Annotated in this window: 21 protein-coding genes and 1 pseudogene; 13 read left to right on the forward strand and 9 right to left on the reverse strand. The window is 71.6% G+C overall.

What is annotated here, in order from left to right; all coding sequences use genetic code 11:
- Positions 1-93 precede the first annotated feature (93 nt).
- The 3 genes from ACIQU3_RS20695 to ACIQU3_RS20705 form a co-directional block, all read right to left on the reverse strand.
- A complete protein-coding gene (locus ACIQU3_RS20695; RefSeq protein ID WP_403731003.1) occupies positions 94-429 on the reverse strand; it encodes a hypothetical protein in 336 nt (111 codons plus the stop codon).
- Between the two features lie 95 nt (positions 430-524).
- Positions 525-1,496 carry a helix-turn-helix transcriptional regulator gene (locus ACIQU3_RS20700; protein WP_403731006.1) on the reverse strand — a complete coding sequence of 324 codons (972 nt, stop codon included), beginning with the start codon at positions 1,494-1,496 and terminating at the stop codon, positions 525-527.
- A gap of 137 nt (positions 1,497-1,633) precedes the next feature.
- A complete protein-coding gene (locus ACIQU3_RS20705; RefSeq protein ID WP_403731534.1) occupies positions 1,634-2,083 on the reverse strand; it encodes a MarR family winged helix-turn-helix transcriptional regulator in 450 nt (149 codons plus the stop codon).
- Positions 2,084-2,183: 100 nt separating this feature from the next.
- Here ACIQU3_RS20705 and ACIQU3_RS20710 point away from each other — a divergent pair, with 100 nt between their 5' ends.
- A complete protein-coding gene (locus ACIQU3_RS20710; protein ID WP_403731009.1) occupies positions 2,184-2,843 on the forward strand; it encodes a maleylpyruvate isomerase family mycothiol-dependent enzyme in 660 nt (219 codons plus the stop codon).
- Positions 2,844-2,910: 67 nt separating this feature from the next.
- Here the strand turns inward: ACIQU3_RS20710 and ACIQU3_RS20715 are convergent, their stop codons facing one another.
- A complete protein-coding gene (locus ACIQU3_RS20715; protein ID WP_403731012.1) occupies positions 2,911-3,309 on the reverse strand; it encodes a nuclear transport factor 2 family protein in 399 nt (132 codons plus the stop codon).
- Between the two features lie 104 nt (positions 3,310-3,413).
- Here ACIQU3_RS20715 and ACIQU3_RS20720 point away from each other — a divergent pair, with 104 nt between their 5' ends.
- Positions 3,414-3,710 (forward strand): hypothetical protein, encoded by a 297-nt coding sequence (locus ACIQU3_RS20720; RefSeq protein ID WP_403731015.1) that lies wholly within the window; start codon positions 3,414-3,416, stop codon positions 3,708-3,710.
- Here ACIQU3_RS20720 and coaD read toward each other — a convergent pair.
- Both coaD and ACIQU3_RS20730 read right to left on the reverse strand, forming a co-directional pair.
- Positions 3,689-4,105: a pantetheine-phosphate adenylyltransferase gene (coaD, locus tag ACIQU3_RS20725; RefSeq protein WP_403926956.1), complete on the reverse strand. Its 417-nt coding sequence runs from the start codon at positions 4,103-4,105 to the stop codon at positions 3,689-3,691. The two genes, ACIQU3_RS20720 and coaD, sit on opposite strands and share 22 nt — an antisense overlap.
- Positions 4,106-4,300: 195 nt before the next feature.
- Complete coding sequence (locus ACIQU3_RS20730; protein WP_403731021.1) at positions 4,301-5,047, reverse strand: dienelactone hydrolase family protein; 747 nt, start codon at positions 5,045-5,047, stop codon at positions 4,301-4,303.
- A gap of 107 nt (positions 5,048-5,154) precedes the next feature.
- Here ACIQU3_RS20730 and ACIQU3_RS20735 point away from each other — a divergent pair, with 107 nt between their 5' ends.
- The 4 genes from ACIQU3_RS20735 (at position 5,155) to ACIQU3_RS20750 (ending at position 7,851) form a co-directional block, all read left to right on the forward strand.
- Entirely contained in the window at positions 5,155-5,637 is a 483-nt protein-coding gene (locus ACIQU3_RS20735) for a MarR family winged helix-turn-helix transcriptional regulator (protein WP_403731024.1), read from the forward strand.
- A gap of 320 nt (positions 5,638-5,957) precedes the next feature.
- A complete protein-coding gene (locus tag ACIQU3_RS20740) occupies positions 5,958-6,692 on the forward strand; it encodes a hypothetical protein (protein ID WP_403731027.1) in 735 nt (244 codons plus the stop codon).
- A gap of 175 nt (positions 6,693-6,867) precedes the next feature.
- Complete coding sequence (locus ACIQU3_RS20745) at positions 6,868-7,311, forward strand: hypothetical protein (protein WP_403731030.1); 444 nt, start codon at positions 6,868-6,870, stop codon at positions 7,309-7,311.
- 246 nt (positions 7,312-7,557) lie between these two features.
- Positions 7,558-7,851: a hypothetical protein gene (locus ACIQU3_RS20750; protein WP_403731035.1), complete on the forward strand. Its 294-nt coding sequence runs from the start codon at positions 7,558-7,560 to the stop codon at positions 7,849-7,851.
- 25 nt (positions 7,852-7,876) lie between these two features.
- Here ACIQU3_RS20750 and ACIQU3_RS20755 read toward each other — a convergent pair whose 3' ends face one another.
- Complete coding sequence (locus tag ACIQU3_RS20755; protein WP_403731038.1) at positions 7,877-8,452, reverse strand: dihydrofolate reductase family protein; 576 nt, start codon at positions 8,450-8,452, stop codon at positions 7,877-7,879.
- A gap of 402 nt (positions 8,453-8,854) precedes the next feature.
- Here ACIQU3_RS20755 and ACIQU3_RS20760 point away from each other — a divergent pair, with 402 nt between their 5' ends.
- The 3 genes and pseudogenes from ACIQU3_RS20760 (at position 8,855) to ACIQU3_RS20770 (ending at position 11,699) form a co-directional block, all read left to right on the forward strand.
- Positions 8,855-9,559 carry a Type 1 glutamine amidotransferase-like domain-containing protein gene (locus tag ACIQU3_RS20760; RefSeq protein WP_403731041.1) on the forward strand — a complete coding sequence of 235 codons (705 nt, stop codon included), beginning with the start codon at positions 8,855-8,857 and terminating at the stop codon, positions 9,557-9,559.
- Between the two features lie 54 nt (positions 9,560-9,613).
- On the forward strand, positions 9,614-10,375 hold the full coding sequence (locus ACIQU3_RS20765) for a ZIP family metal transporter (protein WP_403731044.1): 762 nt from the start codon (positions 9,614-9,616) through the stop codon (positions 10,373-10,375).
- Between the two features lie 115 nt (positions 10,376-10,490).
- Positions 10,491-11,699 (forward strand): annotated as a pseudogene (locus tag ACIQU3_RS20770) (acyltransferase).
- A gap of 61 nt (positions 11,700-11,760) precedes the next feature.
- On the opposite strand, the gene ACIQU3_RS20775 reads toward ACIQU3_RS20770, so the two are convergent.
- Entirely contained in the window at positions 11,761-12,645 is an 885-nt protein-coding gene (locus ACIQU3_RS20775) for an NAD(P)-dependent oxidoreductase (RefSeq protein WP_403927128.1), read from the reverse strand.
- 170 nt (positions 12,646-12,815) lie between these two features.
- Between ACIQU3_RS20775 and ACIQU3_RS20780 the strand changes: the two genes are divergently transcribed.
- Positions 12,816-13,415, forward strand: a complete 600-nt coding sequence (locus ACIQU3_RS20780) for a TetR/AcrR family transcriptional regulator (protein WP_403731050.1) — start codon at positions 12,816-12,818, stop codon at positions 13,413-13,415.
- Between the two features lie 106 nt (positions 13,416-13,521).
- Here ACIQU3_RS20780 and ACIQU3_RS20785 read toward each other — a convergent pair whose 3' ends face one another.
- Complete coding sequence (locus tag ACIQU3_RS20785) at positions 13,522-14,262, reverse strand: YoaK family protein (RefSeq protein WP_403926959.1); 741 nt, start codon at positions 14,260-14,262, stop codon at positions 13,522-13,524.
- 345 nt (positions 14,263-14,607) lie between these two features.
- Here ACIQU3_RS20785 and ACIQU3_RS20790 point away from each other — a divergent pair, with 345 nt between their 5' ends.
- From ACIQU3_RS20790 to ACIQU3_RS20800, 3 genes are all read left to right on the forward strand, one after another.
- On the forward strand, positions 14,608-16,068 hold the full coding sequence (locus tag ACIQU3_RS20790; protein WP_403926962.1) for an MFS transporter: 1,461 nt from the start codon (positions 14,608-14,610) through the stop codon (positions 16,066-16,068).
- A 262-nt stretch (positions 16,069-16,330) separates the two neighbouring features.
- The gene (locus ACIQU3_RS20795) at positions 16,331-18,412 is read left to right on the forward strand and encodes a SpoIIE family protein phosphatase (RefSeq protein ID WP_403926965.1); all 2,082 of its coding nucleotides are present in this window, start codon (positions 16,331-16,333) and stop codon (positions 18,410-18,412) included.
- Positions 18,413-18,582: 170 nt separating this feature from the next.
- Positions 18,583-20,739 (forward strand): SpoIIE family protein phosphatase, encoded by a 2,157-nt coding sequence (locus ACIQU3_RS20800; RefSeq protein ID WP_403926967.1) that lies wholly within the window; start codon positions 18,583-18,585, stop codon positions 20,737-20,739.
- Positions 20,740-20,776 lie beyond the last annotated feature (37 nt).

Raw genomic sequence — 20,776 nt, forward strand, 5'->3', positions numbered from 1 at the left:
CAAAGTCCCGCTGACCGGCGGCGTTCGGGCGAACGGCGCGATTTTTGCGGACGTCCCCCTGGCCGCCGCACCCCACCGTGGTGGCAACCGCCCCTACTCGTGGCCGCGCAGGAAGGCGGCGATCCCGTCGTGGGTGGGATGGTTCGGCAAGGGGGCGGGCTTGTCCTCGAGGAACGCGGTGACGACGGCGGCCGCACGGTCGTTGTTGCCGTCCAGACCGTTCCACATGTGGTGTCCGACTCCGGGCATGAACTGCGTCCGCCGGACGGCGGGGTCGTGAACGAGTATCTCGGTCGCCCATCGGCGGACCTGTGAGGAGCATTCGGCGATCATCAGCATCGCGGGCGTTCGCGACTGTTGCAGTCGCCGGGCGAGGGAGGGCGACTCCTTGACCGTCCGCTGGATGCGGAGGCCGGCGGCGGCGCCCACCCCAGCGGTGTTCAGTGGCCTGCGCCGAGCCGAAGTCGCCGAGTGACGGCGGGGAGCCTCGGCGTGGCCGGAGTGCGTCTGTCAGTGGACAGGTGTCAGGAGGGCTCCGCGTAACGGGCGGCCATTTCGGCCGCCCGGTCGCGCAGGCGGATGCGCAACGCCGGAGGGGACAGGGCTTCCGCGTCCGTGCCGAGTTGCCACAGCGCCCACTCGGCGTGGCGTAAATCCTCGAACGTCACCTCCAGCCGCAGCCGGCCGTCCGGATCGCGTTCGGTGGCGCGCACGGCGACGGCACTGCTCAGCAGTTCCTCCCGCCGCTCCGGGTCCACCCGCACCCGCACGGCGATGTGATCACTGGACAGGAACCGCGCGCAGCGTTCCTGCCAGAGCCGGTCCAGGTCGACTCGAGCCGGTCGCTGTGCCTGCTCGGGAAGTTCTTCGGCGGCCAGCACCCGCGACAGCCGGTAGGTGCGGTCCGCGCCGGACCGCGTGGCCAGCAGATAACTCCGGTCGCGGACCGTGACCAGGCCGATCGGGTCCACGGTGCGCCACCGCGGCGGCCGTTCCGTGGCCGCGTAGTGGATGCGCAGCTTGTGTCCGGCCAGCACCGCGCGCCGAACCTCGGTCATGGTCGCGCCGTGCACCTCCTGGGTGACGGGCCGGCGGGAGAGCAGATCGGTCTCCGGTTCGACGAGGAGGCGCCGGGCGGCGTCGTACGCAGTGGCCCGATGGCTCTCGGGCAGAGAGTCCGCCACTTTGCGCAGTGCCGAAGCGAGCGCCTGACCGAGGCCGAACACCTGCTCGCCGCGCCCGGATCCGGCGGTCAGCAAGGCAAGGGTCTCGTCGTGGTTCAGTCCGGTGAGCTCGGTCCGGAATCCGGGCAGGAGCGCGAAACCGCCGCGCCGTCCGCGCTCGGCGTAGACCGGGACACCGGCCGCGGACAGCGCCTCGATGTCCCGCAGCACGGTACGGGTGGACACCTCCAGCTCGCGGGCCAGCATGTCCGCGGTCATCCGGCCGCGCTGACGCAGCAGCAGCACCAGCGATACCAGCCGATCAGCGCGCATGGGGAAACCGTATCGAATGCATGACCGAGGGGGTCTTCCTTCATGTGCGCGCTCGTGAGCCTGAGCGGGTACAGCGGTGCCGGCGCGCCGCAGAGTCGCACCCTCCGCTGATCTTCCGGCAACGGCCGGGCCGTTCGCTACTCCGACTGCACCCATGGGTCGGTGATCTGCCGGAGCAAGGTGAGAGCTTCCCGCAGCTGCTTCATTCGCCGCTTGCCGATGTGCTCCTCCCACTCCCTCTCCACCTCGGTGACCACGGCATCGGCCACCTCCTTGGCCGCCCAGGCCTTCGCCGCGAGGCGCACGAGGCGGGCGCGCTTGTCGGTGGGATCGGGCACGCGCATGACGTAGCCGGCCTTCTCCAGCTGGTCGACGAGGAAGCCCGCCGTCTGTTTGGTGATCTGGGCCTGTTCGGCGAGCTCGGTGAGGCGGGTGCCCTCGGGGCCGATGCGCTGCACGACCCGGGCCTGGGCGGGCGTGAAGTCGTCGAAGCCGGCGTCGGCGAGCGCGGCGAAGACGCGGTTCTCCAGGGCCCGGTACGGCAGGAACAGGAGCACGCCCGTGTTGGGACCGCTCTCCGTGATCATCGCCGGCTCACTTCCCGCACCCATGGTCGGTGTACACCCCGCCGTCCTTGACAGTGGTCAGCTTCCCTGACTACTTTGGTCAGTGAAGCTTACCATTTGGGTGGGTGATGTCGTGGGTGCGGTACTGGACAACGACGAGCTCTGGCGGATCATCGACCAGGAGCGGACGAGCCTCGCCGACCTCCTGGACGGCCTGACTCCCGAGGAGTGGGAGACACGCACGCGGTGCGGGGACTGGCGGGTGCGGGACGTGGCCGCGCATCTGACCGTCGCGGCGCGCTTCTCCCACCGGCAGGTGGTACGTGAGATGGTCCGGGCCCGGGGCGACTGGAACCGGATGATCCATGACTCGGCCGTGCGTGAAGCGGCGGTGCCCGTCACCGAGATCGTCGCCCACCTCCGCTCGATCGTCGGTTCCCGCCGTCTCGCCCCCATCACCTCGCCCCGCGAGCCGCTCCTCGACCTCCTCGTCCACGGACAGGACATCGCCCTGGCCCTCGGCCGGACGCGCCGGATGCCGCCCGCCGCCGCCCGTGACGCCGCCGACCGGGTGTGGACCATGCGCATGCCGCCCCGCCCGTGGCCCCTGCCGAAAGCCCGGCTCGTAGCCACCGACATCGACTTCACACGCGGGGACGGCCCGGAGATCCGCGGTCCGATCACGGCCCTGCTCCTTCAGCTCACCGGCCGCCCCGAAGCGGCCCGGGAGTGGGCCGAGCGCACCGGGGAGCCGTGGACGGGGGGCGCGGCTCCCCGGTGACGCCCCGCGCGCCGTCCAGCGCCCCGGACTCCGGCAGGCGCCGGGTGCCGTCCACCCCGCGGCGTGCTCACTCGGTCACCGTGTCGGCATGACGGTGAGCCACTCTCCACTCGCCGTCCTCGCGGCGGTACACCTGGGTGGCGCGCAGGGTGTAGGTGCGTGGCTCTCCGTCCACGGAGGCGGAGGTGTGCTCGAGGCCGGCAGTGAAGGCCATGTCTCCCGAAACGTCGCACGCCAGCAGTTCGAAGACGTAGGACCTGCAGTCGGAGAAACTCCCCGCAAGTGTGGCGAAGAGACTGCCCAGCTCCCCCTGCCCCCGGGCGTTGCGCCACGCCCCGAGGACACTCACGGGCTCGTTGCGCGACCAGAGCGCCCGCCGGGGAGCCGCGTCACCGTTGTGCAGCGCAAGCTCCGCCTCGTACAGGGCGGTACTGACCCACCCCAGGAATTCGTCACGGTCGGTCATGCCGTCATCATGGGCCCGGACACACGCGCTGCCGGCCATTTCGGGCAGCGGCACGCGGTGACTCCACGGAGCGCGTTGTCAGTGGTGGCTGAGAGGCTGAACGGATGAACGGCGACGAGCAGCTGCTGCGCGGCCGGGTCTACGGCCACGACCACGACGACCCCGACCCGGGCCCGCGCCCCGGGCGCACCTATGCCCAGCTCATCGGCGGGCCGTTGGACGGGCTGCTGCTGGACGTCACGGGCTGGACACCGGACGAGCTCGCCACGGGTGCCGCCCTCTCCACCGAACTCGGAAGATTCCCCGGAGGCCGCGCGCTGTACGACCCCGACGCCGGTGCACCGCGCCTGCCCGGCCCCGGGGTGACGTGCCGCTTCCACTACCGCGGCGACACCCCTTGACCGGTGACCAGGGTGGATGAGATGTGGGCCAGGGCCGGGTCCGCAGGGATGAAGAACGTCTCGACTCCGGCCAGTTCGTGGTTCATGCGGGCCATCGGCATCTCGTAGTCCAGGTCGCCGGCGCCGCGGACTCCGCGGACGACGACGTCGATGCCGACGCGTCGGCAGTAGTCGACCAACAGGCCGCCGGCGTGGGAGTCGACCGTGACGTTGCCCAGGCCGCTCGCTGCCCCGCGGAGCCGGTCCAGTCGTTCGGGGACGGGGGAGCGGCCGGTCTTGCTCGGGTTGAACATGACACAGACCACGACCTCGTCGAACAAGGCTGCTGTGCGGCGGAGAACGTCCTGATGCCCTTGGGTGACCGGGTCGAAGGATCCTGGGAAGAGGGCTCGCATGACCGGAGAACTTAACAGGGCCAGAACGGCAGCCGGTTCACCGTCGCCTCGGGTCGAAGCAGCGGCGAGTACCGTACGGCACTCGCATCAGACGTCGGCGCGCAGCGGATCCCTCGGTCCGGTGAACAGGGCGAGCGGGTTCGGGCCCCACGTGTCGTGCGGAGGGCGGACACGGACAGCGCGATTCACGGTCGTTCAGCTGCCGGCCAGGGCACGGTCGAGGAGCGGGAGCAGCCGGTCCCAATGGCGTTGCAGGCCGGCGGGGTCGAAGGCGTCGGTGTCGGCCATGGTGAAGCCGTGGACCGTGCCGGGGTAGATCTCGGAGGTGTGGTCGACCCCTGCGGCGTCCAACGCCTCGTTGAGCTCGCCGAGAGCCTCGGGCGTCAGGTCGGAGGCGGCGTGCCCGAGATGAACCTCCGCGGTGATCGTGGACAGCAGACGCCGCAGACCGTCGGGCCCCGCACCCCCCACGGGGCCGTGGAATCCGGCGACGGCGGCCACCCGGCCGGGGTGTGCCGCCGCGGTGGACATCGCCAGGAGGCCTCCGATGCAGTACCCGGTCACGGCGACAGGCCCCGCGCAGACCTCGGGCCGACCGGTGAGGAACCTCAGATAGGCGTCGGCGTCGCTCAGGACCCGTTCGGTGGTGTGCGCCTTGATCAGGGGCATCAGCCGGGCGAGGAGCGCGGGCCGGGCCTCCTCTCCGATGTGGTCGGGTACTTCGACCACCGGTGCCGGGCCGTGCCGGTAGAAGACGTTCGGGACCAGTACGTAGTACCCGTGCGCGGCCAGTGCGCTGGCCAGGTCCCGCAACACGGGCCGGATGCCGAAGCCGTCCATGTACATCAGCACCCCCGGGTGCGGCGCGCCCCCGTCCGGGTAGGCGGCAAAGGCGTCGGACGTACCGTCCGCGGTGGGGATCTGGAGTGCCTTGAGGGGCAAGATCTGCCTTTCTGTCGTTCACTCGACCGGCGTTAGTCGCACTAACGGTTCAGGTCCGGGTGAACTTACATCGTTAGTGTGACTAACACAACGGTAGGGTCGGCCATATGACCAGAGGCGAGGCAGCGGACATCCCCGGCGACGGCGCGCGCAAGACACCCGACAGGCTGCGCCGGAGAGCGAGCCGACTGCTGTCGCAACTGGCCGTGCGGTCGGACCGGTTGATCAACGAGGGACTGGCCCGGGCAGACGCCCGCAAGTGGCACTACGCCGTCCTCGCCTCACTGCACGAGTACGGTCCGGCCAGCCAGGCGGAGCTGAGCACGCGCTCCGGGATCTACCGCAGCGACATGGTGGGGCTGCTGAACGAACTGGCCGGACGCGACCTCGTGGAACGGGCGCCCGACCCCGGTGACCGGCGCCGCAACGTCATCACGATCTCCGCGCGAGGCCGCCGCCACCTGCAACGGCTCGACACGGTCCTGGACGACCTCCACGACGAACTGCTCGCGCCGCTGAGTCCGGCCGAACGCGACCACTTCGTGCAGTTGCTCACCCGCCTGCTGGACCACCACACCCAGCCCTCCTGAAGCCTGGCACACCGGCCCGGGCCAGGGCTGTGCAAAGGACCGCCACCGGCGGAGCGGCTCGTGCCACGACGTCCGGGACCGGCAAGGCGACCCGGCTCCTGGCTCAGCAGGGGGTCACGGTCACCGCGACCGAGCCCGACGGGACGTGCGGGTCCTTCCGGACCGGGTCGAGATGACCGCCGATCTCACCGTCCCTCTCGCACGCCGGCGCCACGAGGACCGATCACGACCGCGCGAGGTCCGGGGCACCGGGAGCGGCCCCGGACTGATAATCTGCGCTCTTCGCCGGTGACCCGGTCGGAGTACCTCGGCAGGTTCCCATGTCCAGCCACCAGCAGCAGCTCATGACAGCGCTCGACGCCCTGGACCGCGTCTTCGCCACGGAAGAGCCCTTCCCCGTCTCCGGGTGCACGCACTGCTACGGCGCCGAGGACCTTGCGGAACTCTCCGGACCGCTCGACCGGATATCCGACGACCTGGTGTCCGCCGTCGCAGCGGAGGTCCCCAGCCACTGGGACGACTTCCCGCGTCTCTACCGCCGGCTCACCCCCCGCATCGTCCGCCCCGCCGTCACCGGCCGGCTCCACATCGACGAGAACCTCATCGGCTCCCGTCTGCTCGCGGCGGGCTGGACCACCTGGGAAGCGCCCCTGGCGCAGGCACTTCGCGACGTCTGGAACGCCTGGTGGGCGGCCACCTTGCACACCAGCCCGAGCCCCGTGTCCGTCAGATCGACCCTCAGCCTCATCACCGTCGCCACGGGCACTCTGCGCCCCTGGCTGGACATCTGGACCACCACGCGTACACCGGCCGCCGACGCCCAACTGGCCGACTTCATCGACGACGTGCTGGTCGAGTACGAGATCACCGACCTCCGTATGGGCTTCTACGACGAGTACGACGCCAGTACGGAGCTTTTGAGCTGGCTCCTGACCGACGTGTACGACCGCGCCGCCGACACCCGGCTCGACGAGCCGTACCTCCGCGAACACCACTGGGCGAACAGCCGCCCCGACCGGCCGGACCTGCCGGAGGGACCATCCCTTCTGGCATGATCGAAGGCCCGTGGAGGTGGGGATCGGCGACCGTCCGGTGCGGTGGGGAGGCACTCCGGTGTGCAGGGTGGATCACGAGGCCGCAGCGGTTGCCGCGACAGCGGCCCTGACGGCTGCCCACCCCCACCTGACACAGCGGACCGCTCCGCATCCGGCACTGGAAGGGTGCGAGGACGTGGAGTGGTCGTCCATCCCCGGATGCCCGGTCGACGTCCCGGTCGTCCTGCGCGGGCTGGTCGATCCCGACGCGGCCGAGATGGCCGAACGGGCACTGGACTGGCTGCTGATGACAGGGCCGATGTCCATCAGTGCCGTGATGCCGGCGGTCGTCCCGTACCTGCTGCGCCTGGCCGCCGAACCATCGACTCCGCGCCGCGGTGAACTGTTCGGGCTCGTGCTCGTAGCGGCCGCCCTATCCGCGCCGGCCGATCCGGACAACCCGTGGGACATGGCGGTCGGCGGCCCTGAGGAGGACCACCCCGAACGGGCCCTGTGCCGTGCGGCCTTCGTAGCCGACGCGGCATGGGTGCGCCGCCTCCTGGCCGACGACGACCTGCTGGCGGACCTCCGCCTGGGGGACGACGAGCGGGACTCACTCATGCAGGTGGCCGGACTGTGACGCGCGCAATACTTCTCGGTGACGCCGGGCAGTTCGCGGCGCAGCTCCCCGAAGCGGCACGGCCGCTCGTTCACCCGGGCCGACCGTCGGCCCGGCCCGGGGAGCGAGGTCTCCACCAGGGGCGACCATGACTCACCGCCCCGACGGCAGGGCGGATTTCACCCGATCCGGGTTCGACGCGACCCTCGGGAGCGTGTGGGCGACCGAGGGCTGATAGGTGGCGCGGATCGGGGTACCTGCGTCGGCATGGCTTCGGAAACTGATCACGCTGAGTCCGTACGAGCCCTGCGGCAGCTGCGCAGGATGCGCACCTTCTACGCCGGGGGAGCGGCGCTGTGGGCCGCTTCCGCCGCGTCGGCGGGGTGGGCCGACCCGGGAAGCAGGCAGATGTGGGTGTCGGTGGTGTTCCTGGTCGTGTTCGCCTCTCTGCTGGCCATGACGGCCCTCTGGCTGAGGCGCTCGCAGGCCGGCCGGGTCGAGGAGCCCGTCCACCATGCGGCTCCCCGCCGGACGGCTTGGCGACGTCACGCCAACGCCTGAGCGGGGACGCCGCGCAGCACAGGGGTCAGTGCAGCGTGGGGCGGTAGACGAGCTCCTGGATGTGACCGTCGAGCGTCCGGGCTTCGACCAGCTCCAGGTCGAAGTCCGCCGCGTCCCGGAAGACGGGGTCCAGGCCGGTCCGGCCGGTGATGACCGGGAAGAGCGTCACCTGCAAGCGGTCGACCAGGCCGGCGGCCATCAGCGCCCGGTTCATCGACAGGCTGCCGTGCGAACGCAACGGCACGTCGGACTCCTCCTTGAGACGGGCGACCACGTCGACCGCGTCACCGCTCGCGACGGTGGCGTCCGGCCAGTCGAGGGGGCCTTCGAGCGTCCTCGACACCACCGTCGTCGGCAGGTTCCTCATCCGCGTCACCCACGGGTCACGCACGTCGGAGCCCTCCGTGCTCGTGGCCAGCATCTGTGCGAACGCCCGGTAGGTGTTCGCCCCGAAGACCATCCGCTGCTCCTCGCCGTACAGGGCGAGGCGGCGGTCGAGCAGTTCGGGTCCTTGTTTGCCCCAGTACCCGGTCCAGTCGGCGCTGGCGGCGCCGTAGCCGTCCAGGCTGGAAAAGACGTCGAAGGTGTAGGTGGCGGTCATGTCGTCCTCCTCGCGAGCGGCCGATCGGGGTGCGCACGGCCGGTGATCATCTGTTCCGGTGACTCTCGGCGACCGTCGCACTCTTGGACCGGCCGCGCCTTTGAAACTCATCGCCATGACCACCACACGGGACCACCGACCCCTCGAACGGCGGAAGGCATGCGGAACACCGGACGCCCGGCCCCGCGGGGAAAAGCCTTCGCGGCCGTCTCCCGACCCGGGCATGATCTCCCGTGTACGAGCGCAGCGGGCGGGTGCGCCGAGCCCTGAACGCAGTCGGCGCGGGGCGTCTGCGTCGCGGTGGATGAACTCTTCGGACGCCGGCGGATGCCGCTGAGCGCCGTCGGTTCGGCGGCAACTACGTCTCGGGAGGCACGGGTGGTGGTCGCGACGGTTCGTCGTGTGGCTCTCCTCGGAGGAGGCTTCTCCACCGACGAGGACGGACTGCTGGACGACTGGCTGCTCGGCCACGCGAGCACCGACCGCCCCAAGGTGTGCTTCGTCCCCACGGCCAGCGGAGACGCGCCCGCATACATCGACCGGTTCCTGCGTGTGTTCGGGTCACGTGACTGTGAGCCGTCCGTCCTGCAACTGTTCCGGCGGGAACTCGACGACGAGGCTCTGCGGACCTTTCTGCTCGGCCAGGACGTCATCTACGTCGGCGGCGGCAACACCGCGAACCTCCTGGCGGTCTGGCGTGTGCACGGAGTCGACAGGATCCTGCGCGACGCCTACGACAGCGGGACACTGCTGTGCGGAATCAGCGCGGGCGCCAACTGCTGGGCCGAGGGCTCACACACCGACTCCTTCGGCCCCCTCACATTCCTGCCGGACGGGCTGGGCCTGCTGCCCGGTTCGACATGCCCGCACTACGACAGCGAACCGGGGCGCCGCACTTCCTACCGAGAAGCCGTGGTCTCAGGGGTGCTGCCCGCCGGGTGGGCGGTCGAGGACGGGGTGGGAGCCTTGTTCTCGGACGGGCGTCTCGTCGAAGCGGTCAGCACGACGGAGGCAGCCCGTCTGTTCCGGGTGCGGGCAGCCGAGGCCGGAGACCGCGGGGTCGTTGAGCGGGCGGTGTCGTGCCGGTTGCTCGGTGGTCCCGTCTGACACGCGGCGGGCGGCCCCGGGTGCCGATCGCGCTCTCGCGGGTACACGCGCCGCATGTCCGAGGTGATCCAGGCAGGTGGTTGGGGGTTGCTGGCAGGAAGTGCTCTCCTGCTGGGCGCCGTCTTCGGCTACGGGATGCGCGTCTCGCAGAAGGTCATCGCGCTGGTGATGGCGTTCGGTGCCGGCGTGCTCCTCTCGGCCGTCTCCTTCGAACTGGTCGGCGAGGCCTACGAACAGGGCGGACTGGGGCCGGCGGCTGTGGGGACACTGGCCGGAGCGGCGGCCTACACGGGAGGCAATCTCTGGCTCGCACGCCGGGGCGCTCGCCATCGCAAGCGATCCGGCCATCACAGCGAGCAGACCCAGCCGTCCGAGGAGCAACAGAGCGGCTCGGGCCTGGCGCTGGCGCTGGGCGCGCTGCTCGACGGTGTGCCCGAGTCGGCGGTGATCGGCGTCAGCCTGCTCGACGGCGGCGCGGTCAGTCTGGTGACCGTCGCGGCGGTGTTCATCAGCAACATCCCGGAGGGTCTGTCCAGTTCGGCGGGGATGAAGAAGTCCGGGCGCGGCAAGGGGTACGTCTTCGCCGTGTGGGGCGCCATCGCCGTCGCGAGCACCCTGTCCGCCGTACTCGGGTACGCCGTCCTGGGCGGCTTCTCGCCCACCGTGATCGCGGGTGTGACGGCGGTGGCGGCCGGTGCGATCCTCGCCATGATCGCCGACACGATGATCCCGGAGGCCTTCCAGGAAGCGCACCTGGCGATCGGACTGGTCACGGTCAGCGGCTTCCTCGTCGCCTTCGCGCTGTCCCACGCCTGACGCCGCATCCCGGGGACCGTCCTCCTGGCGACCGGCCTGGGCGGGTATGGTCCTGCGCGCCCCCTCCCCGCCACCATGGAGGGCACCACGCACGCGAGTCGGGGGAGGACGCGGCATGGCGACGCGTACGGAATCGCAAGCCGGTTCACCGGAGCGGCGGCCGGAGCTGGACGCGATACGCATGCTCGTGGTGATCGGGCTGATCTTCTTCCACTCGGCGCTGGTGTTCGCGACGGAGGGCGACTTCTACGTCACGAACTCCGAGACCACGGAAGTCGTCACCGTCATCGCCGGGTTCGGGGTGGTCTGGGCGATGCCCCTCCTGTTCCTGATCTCCGGCCTGGGCGCCCGGCATTCGCTACGGCGCCGTGGTGAGGGCCGTTTCGTCACGGAGCGTCTGCTACGACTGGGTGTTCCCCTGGTCATCGCGACCGTCCTCCTGAACCCGCTGCCGCAGTGGCTGCGACAACGCTCGTCCGACCCCGGCTACGACGAGCCGTACCTCGACTTCCTGCCCCACTTCTTCGATGTGCGCGTGGAGTTCGAAGAGTTTCCCTTCCTGGTGTAAGGGCGGTACTTCGAGACCGGCCACCTGTGGTTCGTCGTGCTGCTGCTGACGTTCTCCCTCATGCTGGCCCCCCTCCACCGATGGCTGCCGCACGCGCCCGCCCGGCGTGCCATGGACCGGATGGCGGCCGCGGCGTCCGTGCGGCGGGGGCTCGTGCTGCTTCCCGCCGTCGTCTTCGCCGCACTCTGCGCCTTCGCCGGCATGGAGGAGGACTATGCGGGCTGGCACCGCTGGTCGTATCTGCTCTTCTTCGCCGCCGGTTTCGTCCTGGCCACCGACACGCGCTGGCGCACCGCCATGCGGCGCGACGCGGCCGCGGCGGCCTGGCTCGGCGTGCTGCTGTTCGTCTCCGCGGCCCCCGGCTTCATCACAGCCGATGACCCCTTCACGCAGACGACCGCCCTGGCCACGGCGTCGCGCGCCCTGTTCGGGGCGGCCGGATGGTGCCTGGTCGTCGCCATCCCGGGCCTTCTCGACCGCCCGGGACACCGCCTGCCACGGGAGCCTGTGACATCACCGGACAGGGCCTCGCGCCGCCGTGCCTACGGCTATCTCGCCGCCGCTGTCCTGCCGTTGTACGTCCTCCACCAGCCGATCGTCGTCGCCGTCGCCTATGTCGTGGTGGGATGGTCGGCGCCGATCGCGGTGGAGTACGTGGTGCTGGTGACGGTCTCCCTCGCCCTGACCCTGGCCGCATACGAACTGCTGGTTCGCCGGACGCGCGTGACGCGATTCCTGTTCGGAATGCGGGCCTGACGCCTGACGCTCGATGCCTGACGGCCGGTTCCTGACGGCCGACTTCTGCTCCGATGTCGGCTCAGCAGTGTCGCCGTTTCGCTGTCCGGGCCTCCAGGGCGTGCAGGACGGCCACCATGTCCTGGTCGCCATGGCCCTGCTGGACGGTCTCGTCGAACAGGGCGTGGCACACGTCGAGGAGCGGCGACATCAGGTCTGCCCCGCGGGCGGCCTCGGCGATCAGACGGTTGTTCTTCAGGACGTCCGCGGCGGCGGCCTGGACGGAGAAGTCCCGCTCCAGCAGCTTCGGTGCCTTGCCCCGGGAGACGGCACTGGCCATGGGGCCGGCGTCCAGGACGTCCCGCAGGAGGCGCTGGTCGAGCCCGTGCCGCTCGGCGAAGTGGAACGCCTCGGCGAGTCCCGTGACCAAGGTGATCAGGAACAGGTTCACCGAGAACTTCATCAGCAGCGCGCCCGGGACCGCCCCGCATGCGAACGTCTCCCGGCACATCGGCGCGCACAGGGGCCGTACGGTCGCCACCGCCGCCTCGTCGCCGGCCAGCATCCCCACCAGTTCGCCCCGCTCGGCGGGGACACGGCTGCCGGAGACCGGGGCCTCGACGTACTGCCCGCCTGCGGCCCGGACGTCCTCCTGGAGATCGCGGGAGAAGCGGGCCGAGGTCGTGCCCATGTGCACGACGGTACGGCCGGCGACACGCAGGGCGAAGTCCGGTGTGCCGCGCCCCAGCACCGCGTCCACGGCCGCCTCGTCGGCCAGCATGAGGAACACGGTCGCCGCCCGGCGGAAGACCTCGGCAGCGCTCGCCGCCACCTCGGCGCCGGCGGACCGCAGCGCCTCGCAGCGCTGCGGGGTGCGGTTCCAGACCACCAGAGGTGTCCCGGCCTGCGCGAGACGCAGGGCCATGGGCCGGCCCATGACCCCCAGTCCGATGAAACCGACGTACATGACGCACCGCCTTCCCGGGCTCTGCGCGAAGGCCGAGCCGTCCTCCACTATGACCGCGGTCATAGTAGCGGCGATTATGACCACGGTCATAGACTGCGGACTCCGGGACGAAGCGCGAGAGAACGGCGCGAGAGAGTCCCGGGAACGCGGAGAGCGGACGGAGGTCGAGGATGGCGAAGGCCGAACGGGGGCCGCGCGAGCGGATGGTCTTCAGCGCGGCCCAGTTGATCCGGCGAGAGGGAGTGCACTCCACCGGCATGCGCCAGGTCGCCGTCGACGCCGCGGCGCCCCGCGGATCCCTCCAACACTACTTTCCCGGCGGCAAGACGCAGTTGGTCGACGAGGCGGTGGGCTGGGCCGGGGCGTATGCGGCACGACGTGTTGCGCGCTTTCTCACCGCGCTGCCGGAGCCCACGCCGAGCGGGCTCTTCGCCGAGATGGTGCGCCAGTGGACCGACGAGTACGAGGCGGCCGGCTTCGCGGGCGGTTGCCCGGTGGCGGCCGCCACGGTGGAGTGCGCGGAGTCGGTCCCCTCCACGCGGACGGCCGCGTCCGCGGCTTTCACGACCTGGACCGGTGCGGTCGCCGAGGCCCTGACCGGGATGGGCGTGCCCGAGCAAAGGGCCGGCGCGCTGGCCACGCTCATGATCAGCAGTTTGGAGGGAGCGATCCTGCTCGCCCGCGCCGAACGCGACGTCCGTGCCTTGACGACCGTCGCCCGGGAACTGGGCCCCCTGCTCGACGCGGCCGTGCGGCAGGAGGATCCCTGACGGGGCCGAGGCCGACCGCGGCGAGGACCCGACCGCGGCGAGGACCCGACCGCGGCGAGGACCCGGCCCGGTGACGCCCGGTCAGGAGGCGGTCACCGGCCTCGCGTCACGCGACCCGGACCGCTCCCGCCCCACCCGGGCGTGTGACCGTGCCCGCCACCGCGAGGAGCAGCACCGCCGCCGCGATGACGAGCAGTGCACGCCCGGTGCCCAGCGGCACCAGCAGCAGCGTGCCGAGCACACCGCCGGTGAAGATGCCCCCCACGGTGGCCGTCCAGCGCGTCCTGGCCAGCCGCTGCTTCGCCGTCATCCCGCGCAGCGCGGCCCGCGGGCGTCTCAGTACGTCGTTGATGAGCTCGGCGATGGCCGTCTGGCTCAGCAGCGTCGGCATGCCCGGCACATGTACGCGCAGCACGGTGGATGCCCGTACTCCCATGGCCAGCGCGACGAGTGCCACGACCCCGTGGTCATCGGCGGCGGGGACGGCCCCCGTGCCGTGTCGCGCCAGGGCCAGTGCACCGGCGCACACCAGCAGTACGGCCTCGCAGACGAGCCCGACCGGGAACCACGGCCCTCCGCGATCCGCGAGGCGCTTCAGCAGGAGGCTCGCGAGGGCCGCTCCGGTCACGAACGCGCCGATCGCCGTGGCGGGCCTGGCCACGGGGACATCACCATCCCCGGCGAGCGCGAAGGAGAGGAAGAGCACGTTGCCGGTGGCCAGTGCGCAGAACACCTTGCCCATCGTCAGAAAGCTCACGGCGTCGACGGCACCCGCGAGCACGGTGAGCACGGTCATGACGGCCACCCGCCGGGCATCGGTCGCGAGGACCGGGGACGCATCGGACATGCGGCCAGTGTGATCAGCACCCGCCGTCGCCGACCGGACCACGGCCGGGACACGCGACCGATGGCTACGGGCGGGCTACCACGGCCGACGTGAGGCGGCTGCGGATGCCGCCTTCCACAGCGGGCTCTCCGGCCACTGGGGTTCGGGCGCAGCGAGTCACCCACGAGGAGCTGAGACATGGTCGGTCACCCGAGCACGCGTTGACGCCGTAGGCCGTACGACCGGCCTGTCATCGCGTGCTGCCCGTGAGGTTGCGGCACAGCGAGTCCTCTTACGCCCGAACAGCCGGCGCACGGTCCACGCGCTCGGTGGCGGGCCTCGTCGCCGGCAACCCAAGGGGCATCCGTGCCGTCCGTTTCCTCTCGTTCATCTCGCCTCTCTCGCTCCTCTCGTTCGTTTCGCTGCCTTGCCTCGTCCGCCGGATCCGGTTCCGCTCGGCCCGCTCCGTCCGGTCCGTGGCGGGACGCCGACTTCCGCAGACTCTGGTGCGGCCAGACGGCGTCCCAACTCGGTGAACACGCGACTCTGGTGATGCTGCCGCTCCTTGCCGTCCTGACGCTCGACGCCGGAGCCGGCCGACTCGGGGTCCTGCGCGCGGTGGGGCAGGCGCCTGTCCTGCTGCTGTCGCTGTTCGTCGGTGCGTGGGTCGACCGATGGCGTACCCGCACGACGATGATGCTCTCGGACCTCGGCAGGGCGTTGGCTCTGGGCGCCATCGCCCTCGCTGCTCTCGTCGGCGGGCTCGGCATGCCCGCCCTGCTGGCGCTCGCCTTCGTCGTCGGGGCCCTGTCCGTGTTCTTCGACGTGGCGTACCAGGCGTCTCTCGTGCGGCTGGTGGAGCGCGATCGGCTGGTGCGGGGCAACAGCGCGTTGGAGGGCAGCCGGTCCGCGGCGCAGATCGGTGGTCCCGCTCTCGGCGGCGCGCTGGTGTCCTTGCTGTCGGCCCCCGTCGCCGCCGCCTCCGGCGCGCTGTTCTTCGCGTTGTCGTTCCTGTCGATCCGGCGTATCCGGCGAGCCGAATCGCCCAAGTCGGGCCAGGAGGAGAAGCCCGCGCAGGTCGGGCGGCGGATCCACGAGGGGCTGCGTTTCGTCGTCGGTGACACGTTGCTGCGGTCCGTCTGCCTGGCCTCGGCCGCGTTCCAGTTCTCGTTCGCCGCCATGATGACCGTCTACCTCCTGTTCCTGCCCCGGGAGCTGCACCTGCCGGGCTCCGTCGTGGGGCTGGTGCTCGCGGCGTCGGGACCGGGCGCGCTGCTCGGCTCGCTGCCGGCCGCCCGTCTGCCGGGCCGGTTCGGACACGGCACGGTCCTCGTGGGTGCGGCGGTGCTCGGCGACGGCGCGTTCCTGCTCGTGGCCCCGCTGGACGGCTCGCGTGCCGTCACGGTCCCCGTGCTCCTCGGGGTGGGCTTCCTGTTCGGGTGCGGCGGCCAGCTGGTGAACGTCACGGTCATGGCCGTCCGGCAGGCCGCCGCCCCCGACGGGATGCAGGGCCGCGTGGCGGCGACGATCACGTGTGCCGGCATGGGACTGACCCCGCTCGGCTCCCTGACCGGCGGATTCCTCGCGGGGGAGTGGGGGCTGCGCACCGGCCTGCTGGTGACCGCCACGGGCATGATGCTGTCCCCGGGGGTGATGGCCCTGTCTCCGCTCGGCCGCCTGGGGCGGCAGCTCCCGGCCCCTCCGGGCGGTCCGCCGATGGCCGCCCGCCCGGAGGGCCGCAGCCCCGATCCGGCGGTGCTTGCGCACCGGCTCCTCGACGCAGACCCGCCGGACCGGGCTGGAAGGACGAGGCCCCGCGAACCGTGACGCCCTCGGCCGGAGCCGGACCTGTGGAAGGCTGGAGGTGTACGGACCGACCTGCGAGCCGGACCGAGTACGGATCACGTGCTGGTCCACCGGACCGTGAGGTTCGACCGGGGCGCGGCGCCCTCCCGGCGCGTCCCCTGGCCGTTCCCAGGTCGGGTACCGCATCGTGAACGGGTTGCTGACCTGCAAGGAGGCCGCCGCGGACGTCTGCTCGGGCAGGCGGGTGCGCCGGTGAGGTCGACAGGCCTAAGGGGCGAATGTGATGAGCCGAGCGAATCAACTTTCCGAGCAGGCGGGAGATCCGGAGGAGTCGGCTTCCGGCCCGAGCGCGCTGATGGACGTGCTGGGCATCGCCGCGGTCCTGGTGGAGGCCGACGGCCGGATCGACATGTGGAGTCCGCAGGCCGAGGCTCTGTTCGGCTACACCGGCGACGAGGCGGTCGGGCAGTACGCGGCCGGTCTGCTCCTCCACCCCGAACACCGGAAGGCGGGGCTGCGACTGTTCGCCGAGGTGATGGAAACCGGCCGGGGCTGGGCCGGATCGTTCCCCGTCCGGCACAAGGACGGCAGCACCCGCACCGTCGAGTTCCGCAACATGCGGCTGACCGACAACCTCGGCGACCACTACGGGCTCGGGCTGGCCACCGACCGGGCCACGGTGCAGCAGGTGGAGCGCAAGGTGGCCCTCTCCAGCCAGCTCGTCACCCAGGCGCCGATCGGGCTGTCCGTCCTGGACACCGGGTTGCGGTACGTGGCGGTCAACGGCGCCCTCGCCGCGATGCACGGAGTTCCCGAGGCCGACCATCTGGGCCGCCACTTCCGGGAGATCCTGCCCGGCGCGCCGTTCACCACCGCGGAGAACCAGATGCGGGAGGTTCTGGAGACCGGGCGGCCCCTGGTGGACGAACAGGTGGTGGGCCGGACCCGTGCCGACCCGGACCGCGACCACGCCTGGGCCGTGTCGCTCTACCGACTCGAGGACCAGGGCGGGCAGGTGCTGGGAATCGCGAACGTGGTGGTGGACGTCACCGACCGGTACGAGGCCGCCAGGCAGGCCGACCGGGCCCAGCAGCGCCTGCGTCTGATGGCCGACGGCTCGGCACGCATCGGGACCACCCTGGAGGTGGAGCGCACCGCCCAGGAACTGGCGGACGTGCTGGTGCCCGATCTGGCCGACATGATCGCGGTGGACATCCTGGACTCCGTACTGCGCACGGGCCGCCCGGACCAGGGGGACGGTCCGGCGCTGTTCCGGGCGCTGGCGGTGAAGACCGCCTACCCCACCGGGGCCTCCGAGGCGATCATCGCGCCGGGCCACCTCACGACGTACCACGCGGACCATCCGGCAGCCCACTGCCTGCGCACCCGCAGACCGCAGCTGATCACGCACCTCGACCGGGGCGAGCTCCTGCGGATCGCGGCCGACGACGCCGCGGCCGGGCTGCTCGCAGAGGCCGGTGTCCACACCGACATGGCCGTCCCCCTCATCGCCCGCGGAGAGATCATCGGAGTGATGGGGCTGGCCCGTGCGCGCAACCCGCAACCCTTCGACGAGGACGACCTCACCCTTGCCTGCGAGCTGGCGTCGTCCGCCGCGCTGAGCATCGACAACGCCGTCCTGCACCAGCACATCCGCAAGGCCGCCGAGACCCTGCAGCGCAGCCTGCTGCCCCGGCCCTCGCCGCGCCGCCCCGGTCTGGAGCTCGCCGCCCGGTACCGGCCCGCTGTGGCTTTCAGCGAGGTCGGCGGCGACTGGTACGACATCATCCCGCTCAGCGGGGACCGCACCGCCCTCGCCGTGGGCGACGTCATGGGCAGCGGGATCCCCGCCGCCACCGCCATGGGCCGGTTGCGCACCGCGACCTCCACGCTCGCCGACCTCGACCTCGCACCGAGCCGCATCCTCACCCACCTCGACAAGATCACACAGGGACTCGACCCGTACATCGCCACGTGCGTCTACGCCGTGCACGACCCGCACGCGGGCCGCTTGCAGGTGGCCTGCGCAGGTCATCTCCCACCGGTCCTGGTGCGGGCCGGCCGGGCCCCCGAACTGCTCGACCTGCCCACCGGCACCCCGCTGGGAGTCGGCAGCGGTCATTTCGAGACCTCTGCCGTCGCCATGCATCCCGGCGATCAACTCGTCCTGTACACGGACGGACTGGTCGAGACCCGGGACGACCCCATCGACGAGCGTCTGGACGAACTCCTGCGCCTGCTCTCCCCGCCCTGCGGCACGGCGGAGGAGACCTGCGACCGGCTGCTCCGGGAGCTCCGGGGGCCCGCCGACCACGACGATGTCGCCCTGCTCATCGCCCGCGCCCGGCCACTGACCTCGCCCTGAGCACGGCAAGCTGCCGTGCCCGGCGCCCGCGGCGGACCGTGCAATCGCTGGTGTGTGCGAACCGGTCTCCGGTGTTATTCAATGAGATGTGCGGTCAGGGATCTCGGGGCCCACCCGCACGGGTCCGCCTACGGCCCCGGCACCGTGCCGGGGATTGCTGAGAGAGCCGCATGGACTCCACACCCTCGCCCTCGCCCTCGCCCTCCTCGGCGTTCGAACTGGTGAGCCGCGCCCTGGGGCGCTACTTCCCGCAAGGCGGCGCCCCGGCGGCCGACGCGCCCCGCGAGCACGCCCCGCGCGAGCGGGCCCCCGAGGATTCGGCGGCCGGCGGGCAGGAGCAGATCCTCGGAGCCGTCAACCTGGACCGGGATCTGGTCATCACCCGCTGCAACCTTGACGCCCCCGTGTTCGCGGGTCTGGAGGTCTGGGCCGGGAAGCCCTTCGTCGATCTCCTGCCCCCCGGGGACGTGCCGACGGTCACCCGCCGTCTGCGGCAGGTCGTGGACAGCGGCGAGGCGCACGTCGCCCGGATCCAGCGCCTCAGGCGCGGCGACGGGTCCGAGTTGGTCGTGTCGATGAGCATCCTGCCCGCCGCGTCGCCCGAGGAGGGCCTGACCGTTTCCGTGATCGCGATGGCCCGGAGACTGCACCTCTACGCCGCGGAGACCGCCATCGGCACCTCGCTGGACATCGGCGAGACCGCGCAGTCGTTGGCGGAGTCCCTGCTGGCCTGGGGAGACGTCGCCGCCGTCGACCTCGACTTCGCCGTCTGGACGGGCGAGGGTGTGACCGGCAAGACGCAGGGGCGCATCCACCTGCGGCGGGCGGCGCTGGTCCCGGATCGGGTGTGGCCCGAGGGGTACCTGACCCCGGGCGACGACCTGCCCGGCGACGCGAGCCGGCTGCTGGCGCAGGCGGTCCTGCGCGACGACGCCCCGCAGACCATCGTCATCCCCGACCGGCAGGCGGTCGAACGGGTCTTCGGCAGCCCTCGAGTGGTGCGTGCGCTGGTGCCCAGTGGCCGGTCGGCGGGTGTGGCGTGCATACCCCTGGTCCTGGACGGCGTGCCGCCCGTCGTCCTGGGGGTCGCGGAGGTGTGGCGGCGGGCGGACTGCCCCTTCCGCGACAGCGAGCTGTTCGATCTGCAGGAACTGGTGGCCAGAACCGCCCACCACGTGGACCTGGCCCGCCAGCACCAGCGCGAGCACACCCAGGTGCTGGCCCTGCAGCGCCGGCTCCTGCCTCGCGCCGGCGGCGACACCATCGACATCGCCAGCATCTACCAGCCCGCGACTCCCGACAGCGCCGGCGTCGGCGGCGACTGGGTGAACAGCTTTCCCCTGCCCGACGGCCGTACCGCGCTGGTGGTCGGCGACGTCGTCGGGCACGGCCTGGGGGCCGCGGCGACCATGGGCCAGCTGAGCATGGAGGCCCGCGCCCTGCTGTCCGCGGGGCTCGCGCCCGACCAGGTGCTGGAACATCTGGACGAGACCGTGACCTTGCTGGACGACGCGGAGTCCGGGCTGGCCGCCGGCTACAGCGCGCTGGGGTCGACCTGCTGCATCGCCCTCTACGACCCGGTCGGCCACCACGTGACGCTGTCGAGCGCCGGTCACCTTCCCCCGATCCTGGTCTCCCCGGACGGACACGCCGGGGCGCTCTCGATCCGCCCCCACCCGGGCCTGGGCGCCGAGTTCGCGCTGCGGGAGCCGTTCGACGTGTACACCATCGGCGTGCCCCCGGGCTCGGTGCTCGCCCTGTACACCGACGGCCTGGTGGAGGATCCCGCCCTCTCGATCGACGAGGGAATCGACCGGCTGGCGGACATCGTGTCCCGGGTGCACCCCTGGGACGCCTTGCAGCAGACGGCACGGGACGTCGTCTCCGCACTGGCGCCCGCCCCCCAGCGCGACGACGTGACCCTGCTGCTCGCGCGCATGATCGGCTACCGCAAGGGCGACACGGCGACGTGGCGGCTGCCCGCCCGCAGCGACGCCCCCGCCCGGGCCCGCGAGCAGGTCGCGGCGCTGCTGAGCCAGTGGGGCGTCGGGGACGACACCCGGGACAAGGCCAGGCTGCTGGTCAGCGAGCTGGTCACCAACGCGGTGCGGTTCGCCACCGGCCCCATCACCGTACGGCTGATCAGGGCCGGTCACGGCCTGCTGTGCGAGGTGGGCGACACCGGAAACGGCAGGCCCCGGCTGAGGCGCGGCGACCTGCTCGACAACGGCGGTCGTGGCCTGGGCATCGTGCACCGCCTCACCACCAGGTGGGGCGTGCGGTGGACCGACACCGGGAAGGTGGTCTGGGCGGAGATCGCAAGGTGACGCGGCGCATCCGTCCGCCGTACCTACGCCGCGGCCC

The sequence above is a fragment of the Streptomyces sp. NPDC101110 genome, from assembly GCF_044759525.1.
GTDB lineage: Bacteria > Actinomycetota > Actinomycetes > Streptomycetales > Streptomycetaceae > Streptomyces.

What these genes read in the sequence shown, in the direction of transcription:
- ACIQU3_RS20700 (WP_403731006.1), bottom strand. Translation starts at nt 1,496, where the DNA reads ATGCGCGCTGATCGGCTGGTATCGCTGGTGCTGCTGCTGCGTCAGCGC.
- ACIQU3_RS20705 (WP_403731534.1), bottom strand. Translation starts at nt 2,083, where the DNA reads ATGATCACGGAGAGCGGTCCCAACACGGGCGTGCTCCTGTTCCTGCCG.
- ACIQU3_RS20715 (WP_403731012.1), bottom strand. Translation starts at nt 3,309, where the DNA reads ATGACCGACCGTGACGAATTCCTGGGGTGGGTCAGTACCGCCCTGTAC.
- ACIQU3_RS20720 (WP_403731015.1), top strand. Translation starts at nt 3,414, where the DNA reads ATGAACGGCGACGAGCAGCTGCTGCGCGGCCGGGTCTACGGCCACGAC.
- coaD (WP_403926956.1), bottom strand. Translation starts at nt 4,105, where the DNA reads ATGCGAGCCCTCTTCCCAGGATCCTTCGACCCGGTCACCCAAGGGCAT.
- ACIQU3_RS20735 (WP_403731024.1), top strand. Translation starts at nt 5,155, where the DNA reads ATGACCAGAGGCGAGGCAGCGGACATCCCCGGCGACGGCGCGCGCAAG.
- ACIQU3_RS20740 (WP_403731027.1), top strand. Translation starts at nt 5,958, where the DNA reads ATGTCCAGCCACCAGCAGCAGCTCATGACAGCGCTCGACGCCCTGGAC.
- ACIQU3_RS20750 (WP_403731035.1), top strand. Translation starts at nt 7,558, where the DNA reads ATGGCTTCGGAAACTGATCACGCTGAGTCCGTACGAGCCCTGCGGCAG.
- ACIQU3_RS20755 (WP_403731038.1), bottom strand. Translation starts at nt 8,452, where the DNA reads ATGACCGCCACCTACACCTTCGACGTCTTTTCCAGCCTGGACGGCTAC.
- ACIQU3_RS20765 (WP_403731044.1), top strand. Translation starts at nt 9,614, where the DNA reads ATGTCCGAGGTGATCCAGGCAGGTGGTTGGGGGTTGCTGGCAGGAAGT.
- ACIQU3_RS20775 (WP_403927128.1), bottom strand. Translation starts at nt 12,645, where the DNA reads ATGTACGTCGGTTTCATCGGACTGGGGGTCATGGGCCGGCCCATGGCC.
- ACIQU3_RS20780 (WP_403731050.1), top strand. Translation starts at nt 12,816, where the DNA reads ATGGCGAAGGCCGAACGGGGGCCGCGCGAGCGGATGGTCTTCAGCGCG.
- ACIQU3_RS20785 (WP_403926959.1), bottom strand. Translation starts at nt 14,262, where the DNA reads ATGTCCGATGCGTCCCCGGTCCTCGCGACCGATGCCCGGCGGGTGGCC.
- ACIQU3_RS20795 (WP_403926965.1), top strand. Translation starts at nt 16,331, where the DNA reads ATGAGCCGAGCGAATCAACTTTCCGAGCAGGCGGGAGATCCGGAGGAG.
- ACIQU3_RS20800 (WP_403926967.1), top strand. Translation starts at nt 18,583, where the DNA reads ATGGACTCCACACCCTCGCCCTCGCCCTCGCCCTCCTCGGCGTTCGAA.